A 20339-nucleotide genomic window follows, 5' to 3' on the forward strand; every position below is an offset into this window, starting at 1 on the left:
CTGGGTTGATAGGCCAGATATGGAAGCCTGGTAACGGGTGGAGTTGACTGGTACTAATAGGCCGAGGGCTTGTCCTCAGTTGCTCGCGTCCACTGTGTTGGTTCTGAAACCACGAACAGCCGTGTAGTGCCGGTTGTGTGTTTCATAGTGTTTCGGTGGTCATAGCGTAGGGGAAACGCCCGGTTACATTCCGAACCCGGAAGCTAAGCCTTACAGCGCCGATGGTACTGCAGGGGGGACCCTGTGGGAGAGTAGGACGCCGCCGAACAATTATTAGAGTAAAGGGGAACCCCCGCATCGTGAGATGCGGGGGTTTTCTGCGTTTAGGGTCGGTGTATGCGCTACGACCTGGTTATTTTCGACAACGACGGTGTGCTCGTCGACAGTGAGCCGATCTCCAACCGGCTGCTGGCCGGCTACCTGACGGAACTCGGGCATCCGACCTCGTACGAGGACTCGCTCCGGGACTACATGGGGGCCGCGATGCATCGGGTCCACGATCTGATCCGGGAACGGACCGGGCGGGAGCTGCCCGAGGACTTCGACGATGTCTTCCACGGGCGGGTGTTCGCGGCCTTCGAGAGGGAACTGACGGCGGTGCCCGGGGTCGCCGGGGTGCTGGAGCAGTTGTCCGCGGACGGGGTGGCGTACTGCGTGGCGTCCTCCGGGAGTCATGAGCGGATTCGGGTGGGGCACCGGACGACGGGGCTGGACCGGTGGTTCGACGACGGGCGGATCTTCAGCTCGCAGGACGTGGGGCGGGGGAAGCCGGCGCCGGACCTGTTCCTGTACGCGGCCGAGCGGATGGGCGTGGCACCACAGCGGTGTGTGGTGGTCGAGGACAGTCCGCTCGGGGTGGCGGCGGCTGTGGCGGCCGGGATGGACGTCGTGGGGTTCACCGCCATGACGCCCGCGGAGAAGCTGGGCGGGGCCGGGAAGGTGTTCACGGACATGCGGGAACTGCCCGGTCTGCTGTCCTGAGGGGTGGTTGTCCCCCTGGCGGTCGGCACCCCGGCGCGCAAGGTGACGTCGATTCAGCTTCGGCTGGATCTATCCAGGCGTGGTAGGGGGCCTTACGCTCGCCGCCATGACGGATGTGCCGCGGCGGGGCAGGGTCTCTCTGGCGTTCGGCTTCTTCGCCCAGGGCGTGGCGTTCGCGCTGCTGGTGACGCGCATTCCGGCCGTACAGGACCAGTACGGGGTCTCCGACGGGCTGCTTCCGGTGTTCCTGGCCGCCGTACCGGTGCTGGCCGGGGCGGGGAGCGTGGTGACCGGGCGGCTGGTGCGGCGGGTGCGGCCGAGCCGGGTGCTGCGGTGGTCGCAGCCGGTGGTGCTGCTGGCGTTGCTCGGGGTCGGGCTGGGGGACGGGACGGCCGCGCTGGCCGTCGCCCTCGGGGTGTTCGGGCTGGCGGTGGGGGCGCTGGACGCCTCGATGAACATGCTCGGGGTCAGTCTGCAGCGGGCGTACGGGCGGAGCATCATGCTGGGGTTTCACGCGGCGTACAGCCTGGGCGGGATCCTGGGGGCCTCGCTGGCGTGGGCGGGGGCGCGCTGGGGGGCGGCACTGTGGGTGTCGTACCTGCCGGTCGTCGCGGTGCTGCTGCCGGCGGCGCTGGTGGGGAGCCGGTGGTACGTGGACGGGGACGCGGGCGGGGCGGCGGGGGAGGGGGCTGACGGGGCGGGGGGACGCGGGGGGCTTCGGGGGTTGCTGCCGTTGTGCCTGGTGATGACGTTCGCGTACATCGGGGACTCGACGGTGTCGAACTGGAGCGCCAAGTACCTCCAGGACGTACTGGGGAGTTCGGAGCAGCTGGCGACCGTGCCGTACAACGTGTACATGGTGACCACGCTGGTGGGGCGGGCCCTGGGGGATCTCGGGGTGCGGCGGCTGGGGGCCGTGGTGGTGGTGCGGGGCGGGGCGCTGGTGGCGGCGGCGGGGTTCGCGGTGGTGGCGGCGGCGCCGGGGGTCTGGACGGGGATGGCCGGGTTCACGGTGCTGGGGGTGGGGCTGTGCGTGCTGGTGCCGCAGACGTTCGCGGCGGCGGGGCGGTTGTTCCCCGGAGCTTCGGATGCGGCTGTCGCGCGGCTGAACGTCTTCAATTATGTGGGTTTTCTGGTTGGTTCGCCTTTGGTCGGGGCGCTCGGGGGTGTGTGGAGTTATCGCGGGGCGATGCTGGTGCCGATGGTGTTGGTGCTGGTGACGGTCGTGTACGCCCGGTCGTTCGAGGCCGGCGGGGCGGGCCGGTACGGTGGCGGGCATGAGCGGGCGCGCGCGGCTGATGTGGGACAAGGCGGTAACCGGCTATGACTTCGGGCCGGAGCATCCGATGGACCCGGTGCGGCTCGCCCTCACGCGTGGTCTGGTCAGGGCCTTCGGGCTCGACCGGGAGCTGGACGTCGTAGCGGCGAAGGCGGCCGGGGAGTCGACGTTGCGGCTGGTGCACCGGGAGGACTACATCGCCGCGGTGCGGGCGGCGTCCGCCGATCCGGGGGCGGCGGACACCGCGTACGGGCTGGGGACGGTCGACGATCCGGCGTTCGCGGGGATGCACGAGGTGTCGGCGCTGATCGCGGGGCAGTCGGTGGGGGCGGCCGAGGCGGTGTGGCGGGGGGAGGCGCCGCACGCGGTGAACTTCGCGGGCGGGCTGCACCACGCGATGCCGGGGGCGGCGTCGGGGTTCTGCGTGTACAACGACGCGGCGCTGGCGATCGCGCGGTTGCTGGAGCTGGGCGCCGAGCGGGTCGCGTACGTGGATGTCGACGTGCATCACGGGGACGGGGTGCAGGCGGTGTTCTGGGAGGACCCGCGGGTGCTGACGGTCTCATTGCACGAGCATCCGCGGACGCTGTTCCCGGGCAGCGGGTGGCCGGAGGAGACCGGGGCGGCGGGGGCGGCGGAGGGCTCGGCGGTGAACGTGGCGCTGCCGGCGGGGACCGGGGACGCGGGGTGGCTGCGGGCGTTCTACGCGGTGGTGCCGGAGCTGGTGGCCTCCTTCCGGCCGCAGGTGCTGGTGACGCAGCACGGGGCGGACACGCACTTCGAGGACCCGTTGGCGCACCTGGCGGTGTCGGTGGACGCGCAGCGGGCGGTGCAGGTGGCGTGCCATGAGCTGGCGCACGAGTACGCCGGGGGGCGGTGGGTGGCGCTGGGCGGGGGCGGTTACGCGGTGGTGGACGTGGTGCCGAGGTCGTGGACGCATCTGGTGGGGATCGCGGCGGGGCGGGAGGTGGCGCCGGAGGCGGTGATCCCCGAGTCGTGGCGTGCGGAGGTGTACGCGCGGACGCGGCAGTTGGGGCCGATGCGGATGACGGACGGGCGGTGGCCCGTGCCGTGGGTGGGGTGGGAGGCGGGGTACGACCCCGCGGACCGGGTGGACCAGGCGGTGCTGGCGGCTCGGCGGGCGGTGTTCCCGCTGCGGGGGCTGTTGGCGTGACGGGTGCCGGCCGACGGCCGTGCGGAGTGGGCCGGTTGTCGGGGACTCGGCGGTGTCGTGGCTGATGTGGGGGTGGAGGGCGCGGCCCGGTGTGCATGCGGTGGCGCGGGCGGGCAGGGACGCGCTGCCGTGGCGGGTGCCCGCGGTGACGGGGTGAGCCGAGTGGGTGGAGTCGGGGGAAACGGGGTGGGTGAGGGGGCGGGTCCGGGAGCATCGGGGGATGGTGTCGGCACGGGAGCTTCGTGATCATCTGCTCGGTGCCCGGCTGGCCGGGGCCGTGGCGACCGCGCGGGAGACGAGCCTGCGCAGTTACCGGCTGTTCGCGGCCCGGGATCCGCGGGTGCTGCTGGGGCTCGATCCCGTGGGGGCCTGGGGGCAGCGGGACGTGATCGGGCTGATGGCGGACCGGTGCGGCGTGTCGGCCGATCCCCGGTGCGTCACGGGACAGGACGTGATCGACCCGGACCGGACGCTCAGCGCCCTGGACGCCTTCGCGGACCGGCTGGCGGAGGCCGCCCGGCGCGGGGCCCCGGTCCTGCTCGGCACCGGGCATCCGCACCGGCTGCTCGGTTTCTACGCCGCCTTGGCGGACGCCCTGTCGGCGGCGGGATGTGCCGTCCTCACCCCGGCGCAGGGTCGCTGTGTCGACATAACGACCCGGTTCGGTCTACGCACGTACAACCTCGACTACGTACGAAGCGTCGCGTTGGTGCGGGAACCCGGCCGTGAGGGGCCCGGTTGTGAGACCGGCGCGCACACCCACTCACCCCTCCCGGTTCGGACCGCGCTGGCCGGTGCCGCCGAGGCCGGCGGGGTGCTGCCGGAGCTGGTGATCGGGGACCACGGGTGGGTCTGCGGAGCAGGTCAGCTGGGGTTCGAGGCCATCGGGCTCGCTGATACGGACGACCCCGCGCTCTTCGTGGGGCAGGCAGAGGGGTGCGTGTCCGTCGTCGTTCCACTTGATGACGGCGTGCGGTCCGATTACTACCTGCCGCTTACCCGCTACGTACTCAATCGAGCGTGTCTGTCCCAGTAGGGCGCCGATGCGTGCACCTCTTCCCCACTCGCATCACCCGCACCTACATTGGGGAGTGAGCACGCAGCGACGAAGAGTCACCGGAAGGGGAAGCCGGTGGCCGTCGAGTGCGGAAGGTTCAGGTGTGTCATGGCTGGAGACCAGAGGCCTCTGAGCGAGGTTCAGTTCCTTACCGTGGCGGAGGTCGCCTCGGTGATGCGAGTGTCGAAGATGACCGTGTACCGGTTGGTGCACAGCGGTCATCTGCCCGCGATCCGGGTGGGACGGTCGTTCCGCGTCCCGGAGAATGCGGTTCACGAGTACCTCCGCGAGAGCTTCGTGGGGGTGGACACGGCCTGATCGGGGCCGGTCAGGGCTCGGGGGAGGTCCCCGGCAGTCCCTTCGGACCTCCCCCGTCCCCTCGATTACGACCTCAGCGCTCGGACGGGTAGGCTAGCCCCTCGTAGGTCGTGTGGGCCCATGGCGCCCAAACAACCGAGTGATGAGAAGTGAGCGAGGGTAGTCGTGGGCTCTGTTATCAAGAAGCGGCGCAAGCGGATGGCCAAGAAGAAGCACCGCAAGCTGCTCAAGCGCACGCGCGTTCAGCGTCGCAACAAGAAGTAAGCGACGTCGCGGAAGCGTCATCTGTGGCCCCCCACCGGATCCGGTGGGGGGCCACAGACGTGTGCGGCGGGCGGACGGGTGGGCCGTACGGCCGTTTTCCGTACGGGACGCGTCCGGTGGTCGTCACAGCGCGACACCGAGCCGATAGGTTGGCCCGCGGGCGGGGAACCCGGCGAGGGGGACCGAGAGAAAGGCGCGGATCTTGGGCAAGGTCGTGCTCGTGACCGGAGTGGCCCGGCAGTTGGGGGGCCGCTTCGTGCGGCGGATCCAGCGGGACCCGGCGGTGGACCGGGTCATCGGCGTGGACGCGGTCGCGCCCGAGCACCACCTGGGCGGCGCGGACTTCGTCCAGGCCGACATCCGGCAGCCCACCATCGCGCGGGTGCTGGCGGAGACGGGTGCCGACACGGTCGTCCACATGGACGTCACCGGTACCCCGCTGGGCAGCGGCAGCCGGACGTCGGTCAAGGAGACCAACGTCATCGGGACCATGCAGTTGCTCGGCGCCTGCCAGAAGTCGCCTGTCGTGCGGCGGCTGGTGGTGAAGTCCAGCACGAGTGTCTACGGGTCCGCGCCCCGCGATCCGGCCGTCTGCACCGAGACGACGTCGGCCAAGTCCCTGCCCAGCGGTGGTTACGCCAAGGACATCGTGGAGGTCGAGGGGTATGTGCGGGGCTTCGCGCGGCGGCGGCCGGACGTCGCGGTGTGCGTGCTGCGGTTCGCCAACATCCTCGGCCCGGCCACCGACACCCCGTTGGCCTCGTACTTCTCGCTGCCGTTGCTGCCGACGGTGTTCGGCTACGATCCGCGGCTGCAGTTCGTCCACGAGGACGACGCGATCGAGGTGCTGCGGATCGCCTCGCACGAGCCGGAGCGGGGGACGCTGAACAGCGGGACGTTCAACATCGCCGGTGACGGGGTCCTGCTGCTCTCCCAGTGCGCGCGGCGGCTGGGCCGGCCCACCGTGCCGATGCCGCTGCCCGTGGTCACCTGGACGGGGTCCCTGGTGCGTACGCTGGGGGTGACGGACTTCTCCCCCGAGCAGATCCGGCTGCTCACGCACGGCCGGGTCGTGGACACCACCCAGATGCGCGAGACGCTGGGTTTCCGGCCGAAACGCACCACCGCCGAGACGTTCGCGGACTTCGCGCGCGGCCAGGGACCGGGGCTGCTCCCGCCGGCGGCCGTCGCGAATGCCGTGAACCGGATCGCCGTGCTGTCCCGTACGGGCGGCGGTCGCCCCCCGACGCAGAGCGCCAACTGAGGAGCGCATCAACGATGGCTGATGCCAAGGTCATTCCGTTCGACGACGACCGGTCCCGAGGGGGTGCCGGGCAGCGCTCGGCGCGGCGCAGGGGCGGTGCGGGGAGCCGGCGCGCGAGCACGGCGGAGGCCGCCGCGCCGGCCGGCGAGGTCCAGGCGCTGCCCGTGCGGCAGGGCGGGGAGGACGACGGCCCGGTGGCGGGACAGGGCCGGGACCTGCCCCCGGGGGAGGGCGGCGGCGATGACGGGCTGGAGCGGCGGATCGCGGGCGGGCTGGCGTTCCTGCGCCGGCGGCTCACCGGGGAGTACGAGGTCGACGACTTCGGCTATGACGCCGAGCTGACCGACCAGGTGCTGATGTCGGTGCTGCGCCCGGTGTACGAGAAGTACTTCCGGGTCGAGGTGAAGGGCGTCGAGAACATCCCGGCCGAGGGCGGGGCGCTGATCGTCGCCAACCACTCGGGGACGCTGCCGCTGGACGCCCTGATGATGCAGGTCGCCGTCCACGACCACCATCCGGCGGAGCGGCACCTGCGGTTGCTGGCGGCGGACCTGGTGTTCGTGCTGCCGGTGGTCAACGAGCTGGCCCGCAAGCTGGGGCACACCCTGGCCTGCGCGGAGGACGCGGCGCGGCTGCTCGGGCAGGGGGAGCTGGTCGGGGTGATGCCGGAGGGGTTCAAGGGGCTGGGCAAGCCGTTCGGCGACCGGTACAAGCTGCAGCGGTTCGGGCGGGGCGGGTTCGTCTCCACGGCGCTGCGCGCGGGGACGCCGATCGTCCCGTGCTCGATCGTCGGCGCGGAGGAGATCTACCCGATGATCGGCAACGCCAGGACGCTGGCCCGGCTGCTGGGTTTCCCGTACTTCCCGCTGACGCCGACCTTCCCGTGGCTGGGGCCGCTGGGGATGGTGCCGTTGCCGACGAAGTGGACGATCCAGTTCGGTGAGCCGATCCCCACGGACCACTATCCGGCGGAGGCGGCGGAGGACCCGATGCTGATGTTCAACCTGACCGACCAGGTCAGGGAGCAGATCCAGCACACCTTGTACAAGCTGCTGGTGCAGCGCCGGTCGGTGTTCTTCTAGGCGACGCCCTGTTCGACCTCCGACATGACCGTACGGCGGTGGGGGATCCCCACCGCCGTACGGTGTCGAAGAGTCGAAGGCCGGCTCAGTCGGTGTCCTCGCCCTCGATGCCCAGGTCGGGCAGGAGGCCGGGGAGGAGGGGCGGCAGTGTGACGTCCGGCTCGGGGGCGGGCGTCTTGTCGCCGGTGGACGGTGACGTCGGGGCGGTCTCCTCGGGCGGGTCGAGCAGGCCACCGGTGCCGCCGTCGAGCAGGCCGTCGCTCTCGCCGCCGGAGTCGGCGGACTCGCTGGGGCGCCGGCTGTCGGTGCGGCCGGGTTCGGAGGTGTCGCTCCGGCCGGTGCTGGGCGGTGCCGGGCTGCCGGAGCCGGACGGTGTCGAGCCGGCCGATCCGGAGCCGCCGCCTCGCTCGTCCTCGTCGTCGTCCCGGGGTGACGGCTCGGGGAGCAGGGAGCGCAGCGGGGCCACGTCCTCGTCTATGGCGTCGAACACCGACGTCACCTGCTCGCTGACGTCGCCGAGCTGCACGGGCAGCCGCTCGCGCAGGGTTCCCCAGGTGTCCCGGTGGGAGCGGGAGAAGGCGGAGAGCGCCCGCATCGGGGCGAGCGAGTCGGGGTCGCGGGCGTAGACCGCGCTGAGCAGGCGGTGGCCTTCGGAGGCGTCCTGCTCCACGCCGGACAGGGCGCGGCGGATCTCGCCGAGGGCCTCGTGGTCGAGGGAGCCGCCGCGGTCGCGCTCCAGCAGCAGGCGGGCCTCGCTCAGCCGGGTGGAGGCCCGGTCGAGGTGGCCGCGGCCGCGCTCGGTGTCGTCGTCGGCGAGGCCTAGCTTGAAGTCCTCTATGCCGCGCTTGAGGCCGTAGAGCGAGTCGCCGGGCAGGGCGTCGGAGCTGGCCGCGGCGATCCCGCCGAAGGCTCCCGCGGCCACGCCGACGCTGAGTCCGCCGGCGGTGAGGCCCTTGGCCAGCCGGGAGCGGGGCCGGAACCTCCTGAGCGGTGTCGCCCGGTGGACGCCGCGGGCGCGGCGCTGCTCGGGTACCGACGGGTCCGCCTCGCCGCCCGCGGCGCCCTCCTGGAGCATGGCCTCGAACGCGGCCACCAGCCGGGCCCGCTGGACGACCTTGACCTCCGGGTCCAGCTCGGGCTTGGGCAGCGCGTCGAGACCGGCGGTCAGGGCCACCATGCGGCCCTGCTCGGTCCGGTCCGCGGTGGCCGCGGCCGGTGCCGGTTCTTCGGACTGCTCGGCCGCCGGGCCGCGGTCGGGCTGCTCCTCCAGAGCCTGGGCGAAGGCGTTCGCCCGCCGGTGCGCCGATACGTTCGCGATCACTGGCGGCACCTCCTCTCGTCATGACGGTCGACTCCCCAGGGGGTCCTGAGGGTTGCACAGCCAGGCCGGGGCCACACGAGCGCGTGATCGAAGTCGGCCAGGGAGTGACCACAGGGAGCCTGCATCCCGCACAACGAGTGGCGCGGCACTTGGGTTACGCGGGGCGGGCAAGCGGACCGGGGAGTCAACGAGCCGCGGTCCTGGGCGACTTGGGCGATCAGCGGGCGTCGTCGGGGAGCAGCCGGGCGAGGGTGCGCACGGCCCGGTACTGGAGGGTCTTGATGGCGCCTTCGTTCTTGCCCATCACGCGGGCGGTCTCGGCGACGGAGAGGCCCTGGAGGAAGCGCAGCGTCACGCATTCCTGCTGCTGGGGGTTGAGCCGGCGCACGGCGTCGAGCAGGGCGGCGTTGGAGAGGGACTCCAGGACGGAGTCCTCGGGGGAGCGCTCGACCTCGTTGGCGTCGAGCATCTCGCCGGTGGTGACCTCCAGCCGGAAGCGGCTGGACTTGAAGTGGTCGGCGACCAGGTTGCGGGCGATGGTCACCAGCCAGGCGCCGAAGTCGCGCCCCTGCCAGGTGAAGGTGCCGATGCGGCGCAGGGCGCGCAGAAAGGTCTCGCTGGTCAGGTCCTCGGCGGTGGCCTTGCCTCCCACGCGGTAGTAGATGTACCGGTACACGGTGTCGCTGTACTGGTCGTAGAGCCGTCCGAAGGCGTCGGCTTCGCCCGCCTGGGCGCGCTCCACCAGGTCCATCATCCGGGCGCTGTCGCTGTCCGCGGCCGGGCGGCGGGCGGTCGCCCCGGAGGCGCGTCCGCGTCTGCCGACGGCGGCGGCGCCGCTCTCGGCGAGCGCGTAGGCCGGGCCGGCGGGGGCGGTGGCTGCGGCGAGCGCGGGGACGGCGTACGCGGGGGGGACGTAGTCGCGGAACAGGTCCTGGAGCGTTTTGACCGTTGCGCGCAGCGTAGCCAGGCCCGAGGCGTCAACCCCGACGTGTGGGTACACGGGACTCCCAGAGGCAGAGCTTCCATCACGTGCAGTGCGGGACCTTTCACCCGTCGTAGCGACGGAGGGGTACCGGAATGCGTCTGAGGAGAATAACGCTTCGTACAGGCGCTGCTACACCCAGTTGCTCAAATCATCGATTACGTCGCTTACGTAACCGAATGACGGCCGATCGGGCGCCGGAGATTGACCGGTTGTTGACCGAAAGATTCTGGGTTCGGCTTCGTAACGGAGCGTGTCGTGCCCGGGTGTGCGACGGGGGACCGGCCGGGGGCCGTGCGGGTACGCCGGACGGGTCGGCGGGGCCGTGCGGGTCAGCGGCGGCGTCGGTGCAGGGCGATGGCCGCCGCCGTGCCGCCGGCCACGGCGCCGACGCCGGCCGCCGCCGGGATGCCGACCCTGGCGGCCTTGCGGCCGGTGCGGTAGTCCCGCAGGCGCCAGTCCAGTTCCCGGGCGTGGCGGCGCAGCTTCGAGTCAGGGTTGATCGCGTAGGGGTGGCCCACCAGGGACAGCATCGGGATGTCGTTGTGCGAGTCGCTGTAGGCCGCGCAGCGGGTCAGGTCCAGGTCCTCCGCCACCGCCAGGGCGCGCACCGCTTCGGCCTTGGCCGGGCCGTGCAGGGGCTCGCCGACCAGCTTGCCGGTGTAGACGCCGCCGATCGACTCCGCGACCGTGCCGAGCGCGCCGGTCAGGCCGAGGCGGCGGGCGATCACCTGGGCGATCTCCACCGGGGCGGCCGTGACCAGCCAGACCTTCTGGCCCGCGTCCAGGTGGGCCTGGGCGAGGGCGCGGGTGCCGGGCCAGATGCGCTCGGCCATGTACTCGTCGTAGATCTCCTCGCCGATCGACTTCAGCTCGGAGACGCGGTGGCCCTTGACGATGGAGAGCGCCGAGTCGCGGGCGTCCTGCATGTGCTCGGGGTCCTCGATGCCGGCCAGCCGGAACCACGCCTGCTGCCAGGCGAACCGGGCCAGGTCGCGGGTCTCGAAGAACTTGCGCTTGTACAGGCCGCGCCCGAAGTGGAACAGGGCGGCGCCCTGCATCACCGTGTTGTCCAGGTCGAAGAAGGCGGCGGCCCGGTCGTCGCCGTGCACCGGGAAGTCCGGCTCGCCGGCGACGTCGGGTGCCGGGAGGTCCTGGGTGGATTTGCGGGCTGCCTCCGCCGACGCCTCGCCTGCCAGCACGCTGCGCGCGGTGGCGGAGCGCCTTCGGGGAGTGAGCCATCCGAGAGCGGCCATGCCCGTGAGCATAGCCAGTTTGTTCGGGCGGTCCGGAGTCGCGAGGGTGGGAGGCCGTGAACTCTGCGCGACCGTACCGTTAAAGGAGTTCTCCGCCCGGCGCGTCGCGGTGCCTCGGGAGCGGGACTTCCGTACGGCGCGGGGCGCGCGAGAATGGCCGGTATGAGCCCCGTCTTCCGCAGGGGGACGCCGCCGCGTCCTGAGCACCCGTCCCGTTCCGAGGACCATCTCGTCACCCTCATCCGCAAACCCGGCTGCCATCTGTGCGACGACGCGCAGCTCGTCGTCGAGAAGGTCTGCGCCGACCTCGGCGTCCCGTGGGAGGCGAAGGACATCACCGAGGACCGCCGGCTCCACGACGCGTACTGGGAGCAGATCCCCGTGGTCCTCGTCGACGGCCGCCAGCACACCTTCTGGCGTGTGAACGAGGAACGCCTGCGCAGGGCACTGACCGGACACTGACCGAGTAGTCCGACTGGTCCGAGTAGTCCAAGACATATCGGATGGTCGCTTAAAATCGATGGTGACGTGGTCTCGGGGGCGTGGATCGTGAGGAGCGTGTACGGCTTTGCCCCCAATAGGAGAGGAACGAGTGCGCGAGCGCACCGGTTCCACGATCGCGCGCCGGGGGCGCGTGACCCCGGTCACGTTGGCCGGGCAAATCGGACACCATCTTTGTGCACGCGTTCACAAAGACATAGCCTGCATTCGACGGGGCGGTCATGTAGGGACGTATGACCGCCTACAGCCCCGCTCTACCCGCAGGAGCACCGTGGCAACTGGCCGAACACACCGACCGGCGACCCGCAGCCGAGGGATTCCCGAGGCCACCGTCGCCCGGCTTCCGCTGTACCTCCGCGCGCTGACCGCACTGTCGGAGCGCTCGGTCCCCACGGTCTCCTCCGAGGAGCTGGCGGCGGCGGCGGGAGTCAACTCCGCGAAGCTGCGCAAGGACTTCTCCTACCTCGGTTCCTACGGGACCCGGGGCGTCGGCTACGACGTCGAGTACCTCGTCTACCAGATCTCCCGCGAGCTGGGCCTGACCCAGGACTGGCCGGTCGTGATCGTCGGTATAGGCAACCTCGGCGCCGCGCTCGCCAACTACGGCGGCTTCGCCTCCCGCGGCTTCCGGGTCGCCGCCCTCATCGACGCCGACCCCGCGATGGCCGGGAAGCCGGTCGCCGGGATCCCGGTGCGGCACACCGACGAGCTGGAGCGGATCATCCAGGACAACGGCGTCTCGATCGGCGTGATCGCCACCCCCGCCGGTGCCGCGCAGCAGGTCTGCGACCGGCTGGTGGACGCCGGGGTCACCTCCATCCTGAACTTCGCGCCGACCGTGCTGAACGTCCCGGACGGCGTCGACGTGCGCAAGGTCGACCTCTCCATCGAACTCCAGATCCTCGCCTTCCACGAGCAGCGCAAGGCCGGCGAGGAGGCCGCGGCCGGGGCCGCCGCGCCCGCCGCCGCCCGCAAGCGCGCCGCCGCCGGCGCCTCCGCCGCCTCCTCTTCCGCCGCCTCCGCCGACCAGGGCCCTGACGGGGGCGACGTCCCCGCCGTGATGCCGGCATGAGCCTCCTCGTCGTCGGACTCAGCCACCGCAGTGCCCCCGTCAGCGTCCTCGAGCGGGCCTCGCTGAACGCGGAGGCGCGGAACAAGCTGCTCCAGGACACGGTCGCCGCCGAGCCGGCCGCCGAGGCCGCGGTGCTGGCCACCTGCAACCGGATCGAGCTCTACGCCGACGTGGACAAGTTCCACGCCGGGGTGGCCGAGCTGTCCACGCTGCTCGCCCAGCACAGCGGGGTCGGCCTGGAGGAGCTGACTCCCCACCTGTACGTGCACTACGAGGACCGGGCCGTCCACCACCTGTTCTCGGTGGCCTGCGGACTGGACTCGATGGTCGTCGGCGAGGGCCAGATCCTCGGGCAGATAAAGGACTCCCTGGCCCGCGCCCAGGAGCTGCACACCGCCGGGCGGCTGCTGAACGACCTGTTCCAGCAGGCGCTGCGGGTCGGCAAGCGCGCCCACTCCGAGACCGGCATCGACCGCGCCGGGCAGTCCCTGGTCACCTTCGGCCTGGAGCAGCTCGCCGCGGGCGCGGAGGTCTCCGGCTGGGCCCGGGGCAAGAAGGCGCTGGTCATCGGCGCAGGTTCGATGTCCTCGCTGGCCGCCGCGACGCTGGCGCGGGCCGGGGTGGCCGAGGTGGTGGTCGCCAACCGCACCTTCGAGCGCGCCGAGCGGCTGGCCCGGATCCTGACCGAGGGCGACGACACGGACGTGGTGGCCCGCGCGGTACCGATGGACGCGGTGCCGGCCGAGCTGACACGTGCCGACGTCACCGTCTCCTGCACCGGCGCGACCGGCCTGGTGCTCACCGTCGACGCGGTCGCCGCGGCGGTCGAGGGACGTACGGGCGAGCCCGTGCGGATCGCGCCCGCGCCGCACGCGCCGGTCGCCGGGGCGCCGCTGCCGCCGGCCGGTGCCGGCGCCGAGGACGGCTGCCCGCTCGACCTGTCCGCCGCGCAGGCCGGCTTCTCCGTCCTGGGGGAGGCGGCGGTGGCCGGCCTGGACGCCGCCGCGCTGGAGCAGCACGGGGCGTGGGCCGCGGGCGGGACCGCGGTGGACCAGCCGCGGGAGAGCGCCGACGCCGACCTGATCTCCGCGCTCGCCGCGACCGCGGCCACCGCCGGGCGGGTGCCCGAGATACGCCGGTCCGAACCGGTCGCCGAGGCGCCGCGCCCGGAGCCGGTCCTCTTCCTCCTCGACCTGGCCATGCCGCGCGACATCGACGCCGCCGCGCACCGGCTGGCCGGGGTGCGGCTGGTCGACATCGAGTCGCTGGCGGAGGCGTCCGCGGACGCTCCGATGGCGTCCGACGTGGACCAGGTCCGGCGGATCGTCGCGGACGAGGTCGCCGCGTTCGGTGCCGCCCAGCGGGCCGCGACCATCACCCCCACCGTCGTGGCGCTGCGCAGCATGGCCGCCGAGGTCGTGGCGAGCGAGATCGCCCGGCTGGAGGGGCGGCTGCCCGACCTGGGGGACAAGCACCGCGCCGAGATCACCCAGACCGTCCGCCGTGTGGTGGACAAGCTGCTGCACGCGCCGACCGTGCGCGTCAAGCAGCTCGCGGCCGAGCCGGGCGGCGCCGGGTACGCGGACGCGCTCCGCACCCTGTTCGACCTCGACCCCGAGACGGTGGCCTCCGTCTCCCGGGCCGGGAACAGCACTGGAAAGAACCGAGGACCGGCATGACCGAGAAGGCACTGAGACTGGGGACCAGGCGCAGCAAGCTCGCCATGGCCCAGTCCGGGCAGGTGGCGGACGCCGTGAGCCAGGTGACCGGACGGCCCGTCGAACTGGTCGAGATCACCACGTACGGCGATGTGTCGCGGGAGCAGCTCGCGCGGATCGGCGGCACCGGGGTGTTCGTGGCCGCGCTGCGCGAGGCGCTGCTGCGGGGTGAGGTCGACTTCGCGGTTCATTCGCTGAAGGACCTGCCGACCGCGCAGCCCGACGGCCTGGTGCTGGCCGCCGTACCCGAGCGCGAGGACCCGCGCGACGTGATCGTCGCCCGGGACGCGCTGAAGCTCACGGACCTGCCGCGCGGCGCGCGCATCGGCACCGGCGCCCCCCGGCGCATGGCGCAGCTCAACGCGTACGCCCGCGCGCACGGCCTGGACATCGAGACGGTGCCGATCCGGGGCAACGTCGACACCCGCATCGGGTACGTCCGCAAGGGCGAGCTCGACGCCGTCGTACTGGCCGCCGCCGGGCTGAACCGGATCGGCCGCAGCGACGAGGCGACCGACTTCCTGTCGGTCGACACGGTTCTGCCCGCCCCCGGCCAGGGGGCACTGGCGATCGAGTGCACCGCGTCCGACGCGGAGCTGATCGCAGCGCTCGGCGAACTCGACGACCCGTTCACCCGGGCCGCCGTAACGGCCGAGCGGTCACTGCTCGCCGCCCTGGAGGCCGGTTGCAGCGCACCCGTGGGGGCGCTGGCCGACCTTTCCCCGCTCTCGGCTCCGCTCGAGCGGGGGGACCCCCGGGCCGACGGGCAGAATGTCAAGGAAATGCGTCTGCGCGGCGTCGTCGGCACGACCGACGGCTCGACGCTGGTGCAGTCGTCCACCACCGGTCCCGTGCCCGCAACGCACGAGGCGGCACTGGCTCTCGGCCGCGAACTCGCCGCCGGGATGCTCGCCCAGGGCGCGGCCGGTCTGATGGGGGAGCGAGAACATTGAGCCCCACCACCCTTCCCGCCGGTCCGGAACACGGGCACGTCACCTTCCTCGGTGCCGGACCCGGAGATCCGGGACTGCTGACCCTGCGCGCCGTGGAGGCGCTGGCGCACGCGGACGTCCTCGTCGCCGAGCACGAGGTGCTCGACGTCGTGCGCACGCATGCCCGGCACGGCGTGGCCGAAGTGCACACCGACCCGGACCCGTCCGGTGGTCCGGTCCCGGGCACAGGCACGCCTCAGCTGGCGGTTGTTGACGGCTCGTCGACAGCCACGGGCGTCCCCGCCGTGCGGGATGCCGCACATCTTGTCATGGAGGCCGCGCGGGGCGGCAGGCGGGTGGTGCGTGCGGTGTCCGGGGACCCCGGGCTCGACGCGTACGCCGCCGAGGAGATGCTGGCGTGCGCCGCCGCCGGGGTGCCCTTCGAGGTGGTTCCCGGCATCGCGTCCGCCGTCGGCGTCCCCGCGTACGCCGGTGTCCCGCTGCGGGACGCCGAGGGCGCGGACGTGCGGTTCGTGGACGCCCGCACGGCCTCGGACCGGTGCTGGACGGAGGTCGGCGCCTCCGACGGCACGGTGGTGGTCTCGACGACGCTGGACTCGGTGGCCGCGGCGGCCGGTGAGCTGGTGTCGGCGGGCCGCAAGCCGGACACGCCGTTGACGGTGACGGTCGCCGGTACGACGACCCGTCAGCGCACCTGGACGGCGACGCTCGGCACGATCGCCCAGACGCTGAAGCAGGCCAAGGTGCTGCCGTCCCCGGAGGGCGGCCGACCGGTGATAGCCGTGGTCGGTGAGCGTTCCGCCCCCGCCCGGCGCGACCAGTTGTCGTGGTTCGAGTCCAAGCCGCTGTTCGGCTGGAAGGTGCTCGTGCCGCGTACGAAGGAGCAGGCGGCGTCGCTCTCCGACCAGCTGAGGTCCTACGGGGCGGTGCCGCACGAGGTCCCGACCATCGCCGTCGAGCCGCCGCGCACGCCCCAGCAGATGGAGCGGGCGGTCAAGGGCCTGGTGACCGGCCGCTACGAGTGGATCGCGTTCACGTCGGTCAACGCGGTCAAGGCGGTCCGCGAGAAGTTCGAGGAGTACGGGCTCGACGCGCGCGCCTTCGCCGGGATCAAGGTCGCGGCGGTGGGCGAGCAGACCGCCAAGGCGCTGATCGCCTTCGGCGTGAAGCCGGACCTGGTGCCGAGCGGGGAGCAGTCGGCGGCGGGGCTGCTGGAGGACTGGCCGCCGTACGACCCGGTCTTCGACCCGATCGACCGCGTCTTCCTGCCGCGCGCCGACATCGCCACGGAGACGCTGGTCGCCGGGCTGATCGAGCTGGGCTGGGAGGTCGACGACGTCACCGCCTACCGGACGGTGCGGGCGTCGCCGCCGCCGGCCGCGACGCGGGAGGCGATCAAGGGCGGTGGCTTCGACGCGGTGCTGTTCACCTCGTCGTCGACGGTGCGGAACCTGGTCGGTATCGCGGGCAAGCCGCACAACGTGACGGTCATCGCCTGCATCGGTCCGGCGACGGCCAAGACGGCGGAGGAGCACGGGCTGCGGGTGGACGTCATGGCCCCCGAGCCGTCGGTGCTGAAGCTGGCGGAGGCGCTGGCCGAGTTCGGGGCGCGGCGCCGGGCGGCGGCACTGGAGGCGGGGGATCCGGTGACGCGGCCGAGCGAGCGGCGGCCGGGGTCGAGACGGCGCCGGTCGACGACGACCAGCTGAGGCGGGGCGCCCCTGCGGGGGCGCCCCGTTCCGTCACCGCCCGGGGGCGGGTGGCGGGGCTCCGCGGGGTTCCGGCCGTCGGGTGGTGGGGGCGGGGTCGGTCACGGGCCCGGTCGTTCCTGGGCCGGGGTGTTCGCGCGCCGGGGTGTTCACGGATCGGGGTGTTGACGGGTCCGGCCGTTCATGGGGCGGGCTGTTCGTTCACGGGCCGGGTCGTTCACGGGCCGGGGTTGGTCACGGGCCCGATCGTTCATGGGGCGGGCTGTTCGTTCACGGGCCGGGTCGTTCACGGGCCGGGGTTGGTCACGGGCCCGATCGTTCATGGGGCGGGCCGTTCGTTCACGGGCCGGGGTTGGTCACGGGCCCGGTCGTTCGTGCGCCGGGGTGTGCACGGGTCGAGGTGTCGACGGGTCCGGTCGTTCACGGGCCAAGGCGCTCGTTCGGTGGCGGTGTCCTGGCCGGGGTCTCGCGCCCGGTGCCGGTGCCGGTGTCGGGTCCGGTGGTGTGCTCGCGCGGTCGGCGCGGTGCCGCGCGGGTGTCTTCGAGCGGGCCGGGGAGGGGTGTCCGCCAGCGCGCCGGCCCTCGGGGCCGGCGTGCTGGCGATTCCGGGGCACGGGCTGAGTGCCGTGGCCCTTTCCTCTCGGTGGCGGACCGGTGTCAGGCGGCGGCGGGGACGACGAGGGCCTTGCCGTGCACCGCGCCCTGGGCGGCCCGCGCGTGCAGCGCCGGCAGCTCGGCCAGCGGCACCCGCTCGGCGACGTCGACGCGCAGCTCGCCGCGGTCGACCGAGGCCGCCAGCGCCGCCAGCTGGTCGGCGTCGCTGCGGACGAACAGGTCGACGCCCCGCACGTCGCGCTCCTCGTCGCTGGGGGCGGGCATCCACACCGTGGTGTTCACGAGGGTCCCGCCGGGGCGGACCAGGGTGACCAGCGCGGCCAGTTCGGCCGGGTCGACCGGTGCGAGGTTGAGGGCGAGGTCGACCGGTTCGGTCACCGCCGCGGTCACGCTGGTGGTGGTGTGGTCGACGATCTCGTCGGCGCCGGCGGCCCGGACCGCTTCGGCGCTGCGCGGGCTGGCCGTGGCGATGACGTGGGCGCCGGCGTTCTTGGCCAGCTGCACGGCGTAGCCGCCGACCGCGCCGCCGGCGCCGTTGACCAGGACGCGCTGTCCGGCCGTCAGCCTGCCGTGGTCGAACAGGGCCTGGTAGGCGGTCAGGCCCACCACGGGCAGCGCGGCGGCGTCTGCCAGGGGGACGCTCTCGGGCGCCGGGGCCAGGATCTCGGCCGGCGCGATGACGTACTCCGCGGCGGCTCCGGTGCCGGTCATCGGCAGGAAGCCGATGACGTCGTCGCCGACCGCGACGCCGTCCACGCCCTCGCCCAGCGCGTCGACCGTGCCCGCGACGTCCAGGCCGGGGGTGTGGGGCAGCGTCACCGGGATGGGGCCCTGCATGAATCCGGCGCGGATGTTGCCGTCGACGGAGTTGAACGACGTCGCGGCGACGCGGACGCGTACCTCGCCGGCGCCGGGGACGGGCCGCTCCACGTCCTCGTGACGCAGGACGCCGGGCTCGCCGTACTCGTGGAAACGCACTGCCTTCATGGCTGTTCTCACCTTCACCGTGATCCGAGGTGCTTCGAATTCGAAGTACCTGTCGAGGACAATACATCTGCTTCGAATTCGAAGCAAGGGGGGTCGGTCATCGCCGCCACGAGCGCATCGCGGCGGCGAGTTCGGCGGCGGCCCGGTCGACGTGGGCGTGCAGCCGTCCCGCGTCGTCGTGGGCCGCGGCCCCCCGGTCGGCGGGAGTGGCGACGACGACCGTGGGCACGGGGACCGCGTGCGCGCCGGTCAGCCGCCCGCGCAGGGCCCGCGTGAGGTCGGGCGGCTGTCGGCGGGAGCCGCTGTCGAGCGCCAGGAGCACCGGCATGCCGGAGAGGAGCCCGTCGCCGAGGAGGGCGAGGAACGCGTCGAACACCGGGCTCGGGGACGCGGCGAGCACCGGGGTCGCCACCACCAGCCCGTCGGCCGCCGCGACCGCCGCGACCGCCTCCCGCAGGTCGAGGCCGGCGTGACCGCGGGCGGCGGACCGGGCGAGGTCGGCGGCCAGCCGGTGCAGCTCCACCACCTCCACGTCGGCGCGCGCGCCCCCGGCCGCCAGTGACCGGCACACCGCCTCCGTGACCCGGTCGGCGAGCAGGCGGGTCGGACCCGGGGCGTCGGCGCCGGCGCTCACGACGGTCAGGGACACCGGGCTCCACGCGGCGGTGCTCATACCGGCACCGTGCTCATGGGCGCGTCCCCGCGGCCGGGCCGTCGCTCCCGCCGGTCCGCTCGGTCCGCCGCTGTTCCGCGCGGCGGGCGGTGCGGGGGGATGTCCATGGCCGGTCCTCGGGACGCGCGGACGGCGGCGCCGTCCTCCTTCCGCAACCCTGCGCCGCGCCACCACCCGGCCGCCACGGTCCGCGGTGCTCAGTAGGGCCCAACACTGCCCACGCGGTTCACCCGGGGCGGCGCGGCCCCGTCACGGGAGCGCCGGCGCGTCAGCGCGTCCGGACGCGGGAGCCGGGGCGGACCAGGCCGGCGACGGCGACGGCCACGAGCGCCACGGCGGCGAGGCCGGACAGGAGGGGCAGCACGGTCACGTCATCCTCCAGCCGGTGCGCGGCGTTGACCGCCAGCGCGACGCCGATCAGCAGGTAGAGGACGCTCATGACCCGGCTCGTCGGAACGATCCGCCACGTACGGTTACTCACGTTTGCCTCCAACTCGGTTGACGGGCAACGCGGTTCGCGTGCCCGGGGACCCCGGGGCCATGCGCGTCCCGCACCCTTCGAATTCGAAGCAGTAGACTCGGGGCATGCCTGATTCACCGCCGTCGCTCGACCCCGTGCAGCTCGGCGCCTACTTCGATCTCATCGAGGTGACCAGCCTGCTGCGGCACGCGGTCGAGCGGCAGCTGCGCGAGAGCGGCGATCTCAGTTACGTGCAGTTCCAGCTGCTGGCCCGCCTCGGGGACTCGCCGTCGGGCAGCCACCGCATGACCGACCTGGCCGACGGCGTGGTCTACAGCCGCAGCGGTCTGACGTACCAGGTGGGTCTGCTGGAGAAGGAGGGCCTGGTCGTCCGCGCCCCCTCGCCGGACGACGAGCGGAGCGTCACCGTCACCCTCACCGACGCCGGACGCGCGCTGCTGGCGAAGGTGCTGCCGGGGCACGTCGAGGTGGTCAGCAGCCTCCTGTTCGAGCCGCTCTCGCGCGACGACGTCAAGACCCTCGCCGGCCTGCTGGCGCCGGTGCGCGACCACATGCGCTCGACGCCGCCCCGCTCGGCCGCGTCCCGCCGCCGCAGGGGCGGCGCGTGAGGACGCGGCGGGCGCCGGTGCGCCCGGACGGGGCGGCGGGCCGA

At 73.0% G+C, this 20339-nt stretch carries 20 protein-coding genes and 1 rRNA gene; 15 read left to right on the forward strand and 6 right to left on the reverse strand.

The features are described from left to right. The first annotated feature begins 151 nt into the window (after positions 1-151). The 9 genes from rrf (at position 152) to ACY1JF_RS00045 (ending at position 7419) form a co-directional block, all read left to right on the forward strand. Positions 152-268, forward strand: a 5S ribosomal RNA gene (gene rrf / locus ACY1JF_RS00005). Positions 269-336: 68 nt separating this feature from the next. Then, positions 337-981, forward strand: a complete 645-nt coding sequence (locus tag ACY1JF_RS00010; protein ID WP_462702857.1) for an HAD family hydrolase — start codon at positions 337-339, stop codon at positions 979-981. Between the two features lie 106 nt (positions 982-1087). Continuing rightward, positions 1088-2308, forward strand: coding sequence for an MFS transporter (locus ACY1JF_RS00015; protein WP_462702858.1), 1221 nt, complete (start codon positions 1088-1090; stop codon positions 2306-2308). Next, positions 2259-3434, forward strand: coding sequence for an acetoin utilization protein AcuC (locus ACY1JF_RS00020; protein ID WP_462702859.1), 1176 nt, complete (start codon positions 2259-2261; stop codon positions 3432-3434). Before ACY1JF_RS00015 ends, ACY1JF_RS00020 begins: the two co-directional genes overlap by 50 nt. 220 nt (positions 3435-3654) lie before the next feature. Beyond that, positions 3655-4470: a phosphatase gene (locus tag ACY1JF_RS00025; RefSeq protein WP_462702860.1), complete on the forward strand. Its 816-nt coding sequence runs from the start codon at positions 3655-3657 to the stop codon at positions 4468-4470. A gap of 129 nt (positions 4471-4599) precedes the next feature. Beyond that, positions 4600-4809 (forward strand): helix-turn-helix domain-containing protein, encoded by a 210-nt coding sequence (locus ACY1JF_RS00030; protein WP_189424546.1) that lies wholly within the window; start codon positions 4600-4602, stop codon positions 4807-4809. Positions 4810-4974: 165 nt separating this feature from the next. Next, positions 4975-5073 (forward strand): 30S ribosomal protein bS22, encoded by a 99-nt coding sequence (locus tag ACY1JF_RS00035; RefSeq protein WP_003948845.1) that lies wholly within the window; start codon positions 4975-4977, stop codon positions 5071-5073. A gap of 202 nt (positions 5074-5275) precedes the next feature. Continuing rightward, on the forward strand, positions 5276-6337 hold the full coding sequence (locus ACY1JF_RS00040) for an NAD-dependent epimerase/dehydratase family protein (protein ID WP_462702861.1): 1062 nt from the start codon (positions 5276-5278) through the stop codon (positions 6335-6337). Positions 6338-6351: 14 nt separating this feature from the next. Then, the gene (locus ACY1JF_RS00045; protein WP_462702862.1) at positions 6352-7419 is read left to right on the forward strand and encodes a lysophospholipid acyltransferase family protein; all 1068 of its coding nucleotides are present in this window, start codon (positions 6352-6354) and stop codon (positions 7417-7419) included. 85 nt (positions 7420-7504) lie between these two features. Here ACY1JF_RS00045 and ACY1JF_RS00050 read toward each other — a convergent pair whose 3' ends face one another. From ACY1JF_RS00050 to ACY1JF_RS00060, 3 genes are all read right to left on the reverse strand, one after another. Then, a complete protein-coding gene (locus ACY1JF_RS00050; protein WP_462702863.1) occupies positions 7505-8740 on the reverse strand; it encodes a DUF5667 domain-containing protein in 1236 nt (411 codons plus the stop codon). Between the two features lie 217 nt (positions 8741-8957). Further along, positions 8958-9740, reverse strand: a complete 783-nt coding sequence (locus tag ACY1JF_RS00055; protein WP_462702864.1) for an ECF subfamily RNA polymerase sigma factor, BldN family — start codon at positions 9738-9740, stop codon at positions 8958-8960. 314 nt (positions 9741-10054) lie between these two features. After that, positions 10055-10978: an HAD family hydrolase gene (locus tag ACY1JF_RS00060; RefSeq protein ID WP_462702865.1), complete on the reverse strand. Its 924-nt coding sequence runs from the start codon at positions 10976-10978 to the stop codon at positions 10055-10057. A 153-nt stretch (positions 10979-11131) separates the two neighbouring features. Between ACY1JF_RS00060 and ACY1JF_RS00065 the strand changes: the two genes are divergently transcribed. The 5 genes from ACY1JF_RS00065 to ACY1JF_RS00085 all read left to right on the forward strand — a co-directional run bounded on the left by ACY1JF_RS00065 (position 11132) and on the right by ACY1JF_RS00085 (position 16931). Then, positions 11132-11440: a glutaredoxin family protein gene (locus ACY1JF_RS00065; RefSeq protein WP_462702866.1), complete on the forward strand. Its 309-nt coding sequence runs from the start codon at positions 11132-11134 to the stop codon at positions 11438-11440. Positions 11441-11750: 310 nt separating this feature from the next. Beyond that, positions 11751-12551: a redox-sensing transcriptional repressor Rex gene (locus ACY1JF_RS00070; protein ID WP_462702867.1), complete on the forward strand. Its 801-nt coding sequence runs from the start codon at positions 11751-11753 to the stop codon at positions 12549-12551. Next, positions 12548-14230, forward strand: a complete 1683-nt coding sequence (locus tag ACY1JF_RS00075; protein ID WP_462702868.1) for a glutamyl-tRNA reductase — start codon at positions 12548-12550, stop codon at positions 14228-14230. The genes ACY1JF_RS00070 and ACY1JF_RS00075 overlap by 4 nt, the downstream gene beginning before the upstream one ends. Next, complete coding sequence (gene hemC / locus ACY1JF_RS00080; RefSeq protein ID WP_462702869.1) at positions 14227-15222, forward strand: hydroxymethylbilane synthase; 996 nt, start codon at positions 14227-14229, stop codon at positions 15220-15222. The genes ACY1JF_RS00075 and hemC overlap by 4 nt, the downstream gene beginning before the upstream one ends. Then, positions 15219-16931: a bifunctional uroporphyrinogen-III C-methyltransferase/uroporphyrinogen-III synthase gene (locus tag ACY1JF_RS00085; RefSeq protein WP_462702870.1), complete on the forward strand. Its 1713-nt coding sequence runs from the start codon at positions 15219-15221 to the stop codon at positions 16929-16931. The genes hemC and ACY1JF_RS00085 overlap by 4 nt, the downstream gene beginning before the upstream one ends. 657 nt (positions 16932-17588) lie before the next feature. Here the strand turns inward: ACY1JF_RS00085 and ACY1JF_RS00090 are convergent. The 3 genes from ACY1JF_RS00090 to ACY1JF_RS00100 form a co-directional block, all read right to left on the reverse strand. Continuing rightward, positions 17589-18533 (reverse strand): NADP-dependent oxidoreductase, encoded by a 945-nt coding sequence (locus ACY1JF_RS00090; RefSeq protein ID WP_462702871.1) that lies wholly within the window; start codon positions 18531-18533, stop codon positions 17589-17591. Between the two features lie 97 nt (positions 18534-18630). Next, a complete protein-coding gene (locus ACY1JF_RS00095; protein ID WP_462702872.1) occupies positions 18631-19206 on the reverse strand; it encodes an NAD(P)H-dependent oxidoreductase in 576 nt (191 codons plus the stop codon). Between the two features lie 268 nt (positions 19207-19474). Continuing rightward, positions 19475-19687 (reverse strand): hypothetical protein, encoded by a 213-nt coding sequence (locus ACY1JF_RS00100; RefSeq protein WP_437085884.1) that lies wholly within the window; start codon positions 19685-19687, stop codon positions 19475-19477. Between the two features lie 104 nt (positions 19688-19791). Here ACY1JF_RS00100 and ACY1JF_RS00105 point away from each other — a divergent pair, with 104 nt between their 5' ends. Beyond that, the gene (locus ACY1JF_RS00105) at positions 19792-20295 is read left to right on the forward strand and encodes a MarR family winged helix-turn-helix transcriptional regulator (protein ID WP_462702873.1); all 504 of its coding nucleotides are present in this window, start codon (positions 19792-19794) and stop codon (positions 20293-20295) included. Positions 20296-20339 lie beyond the last annotated feature (44 nt).

Source organism: Streptomyces sp. SYSU D01066-1 (genome assembly GCF_054956795.1).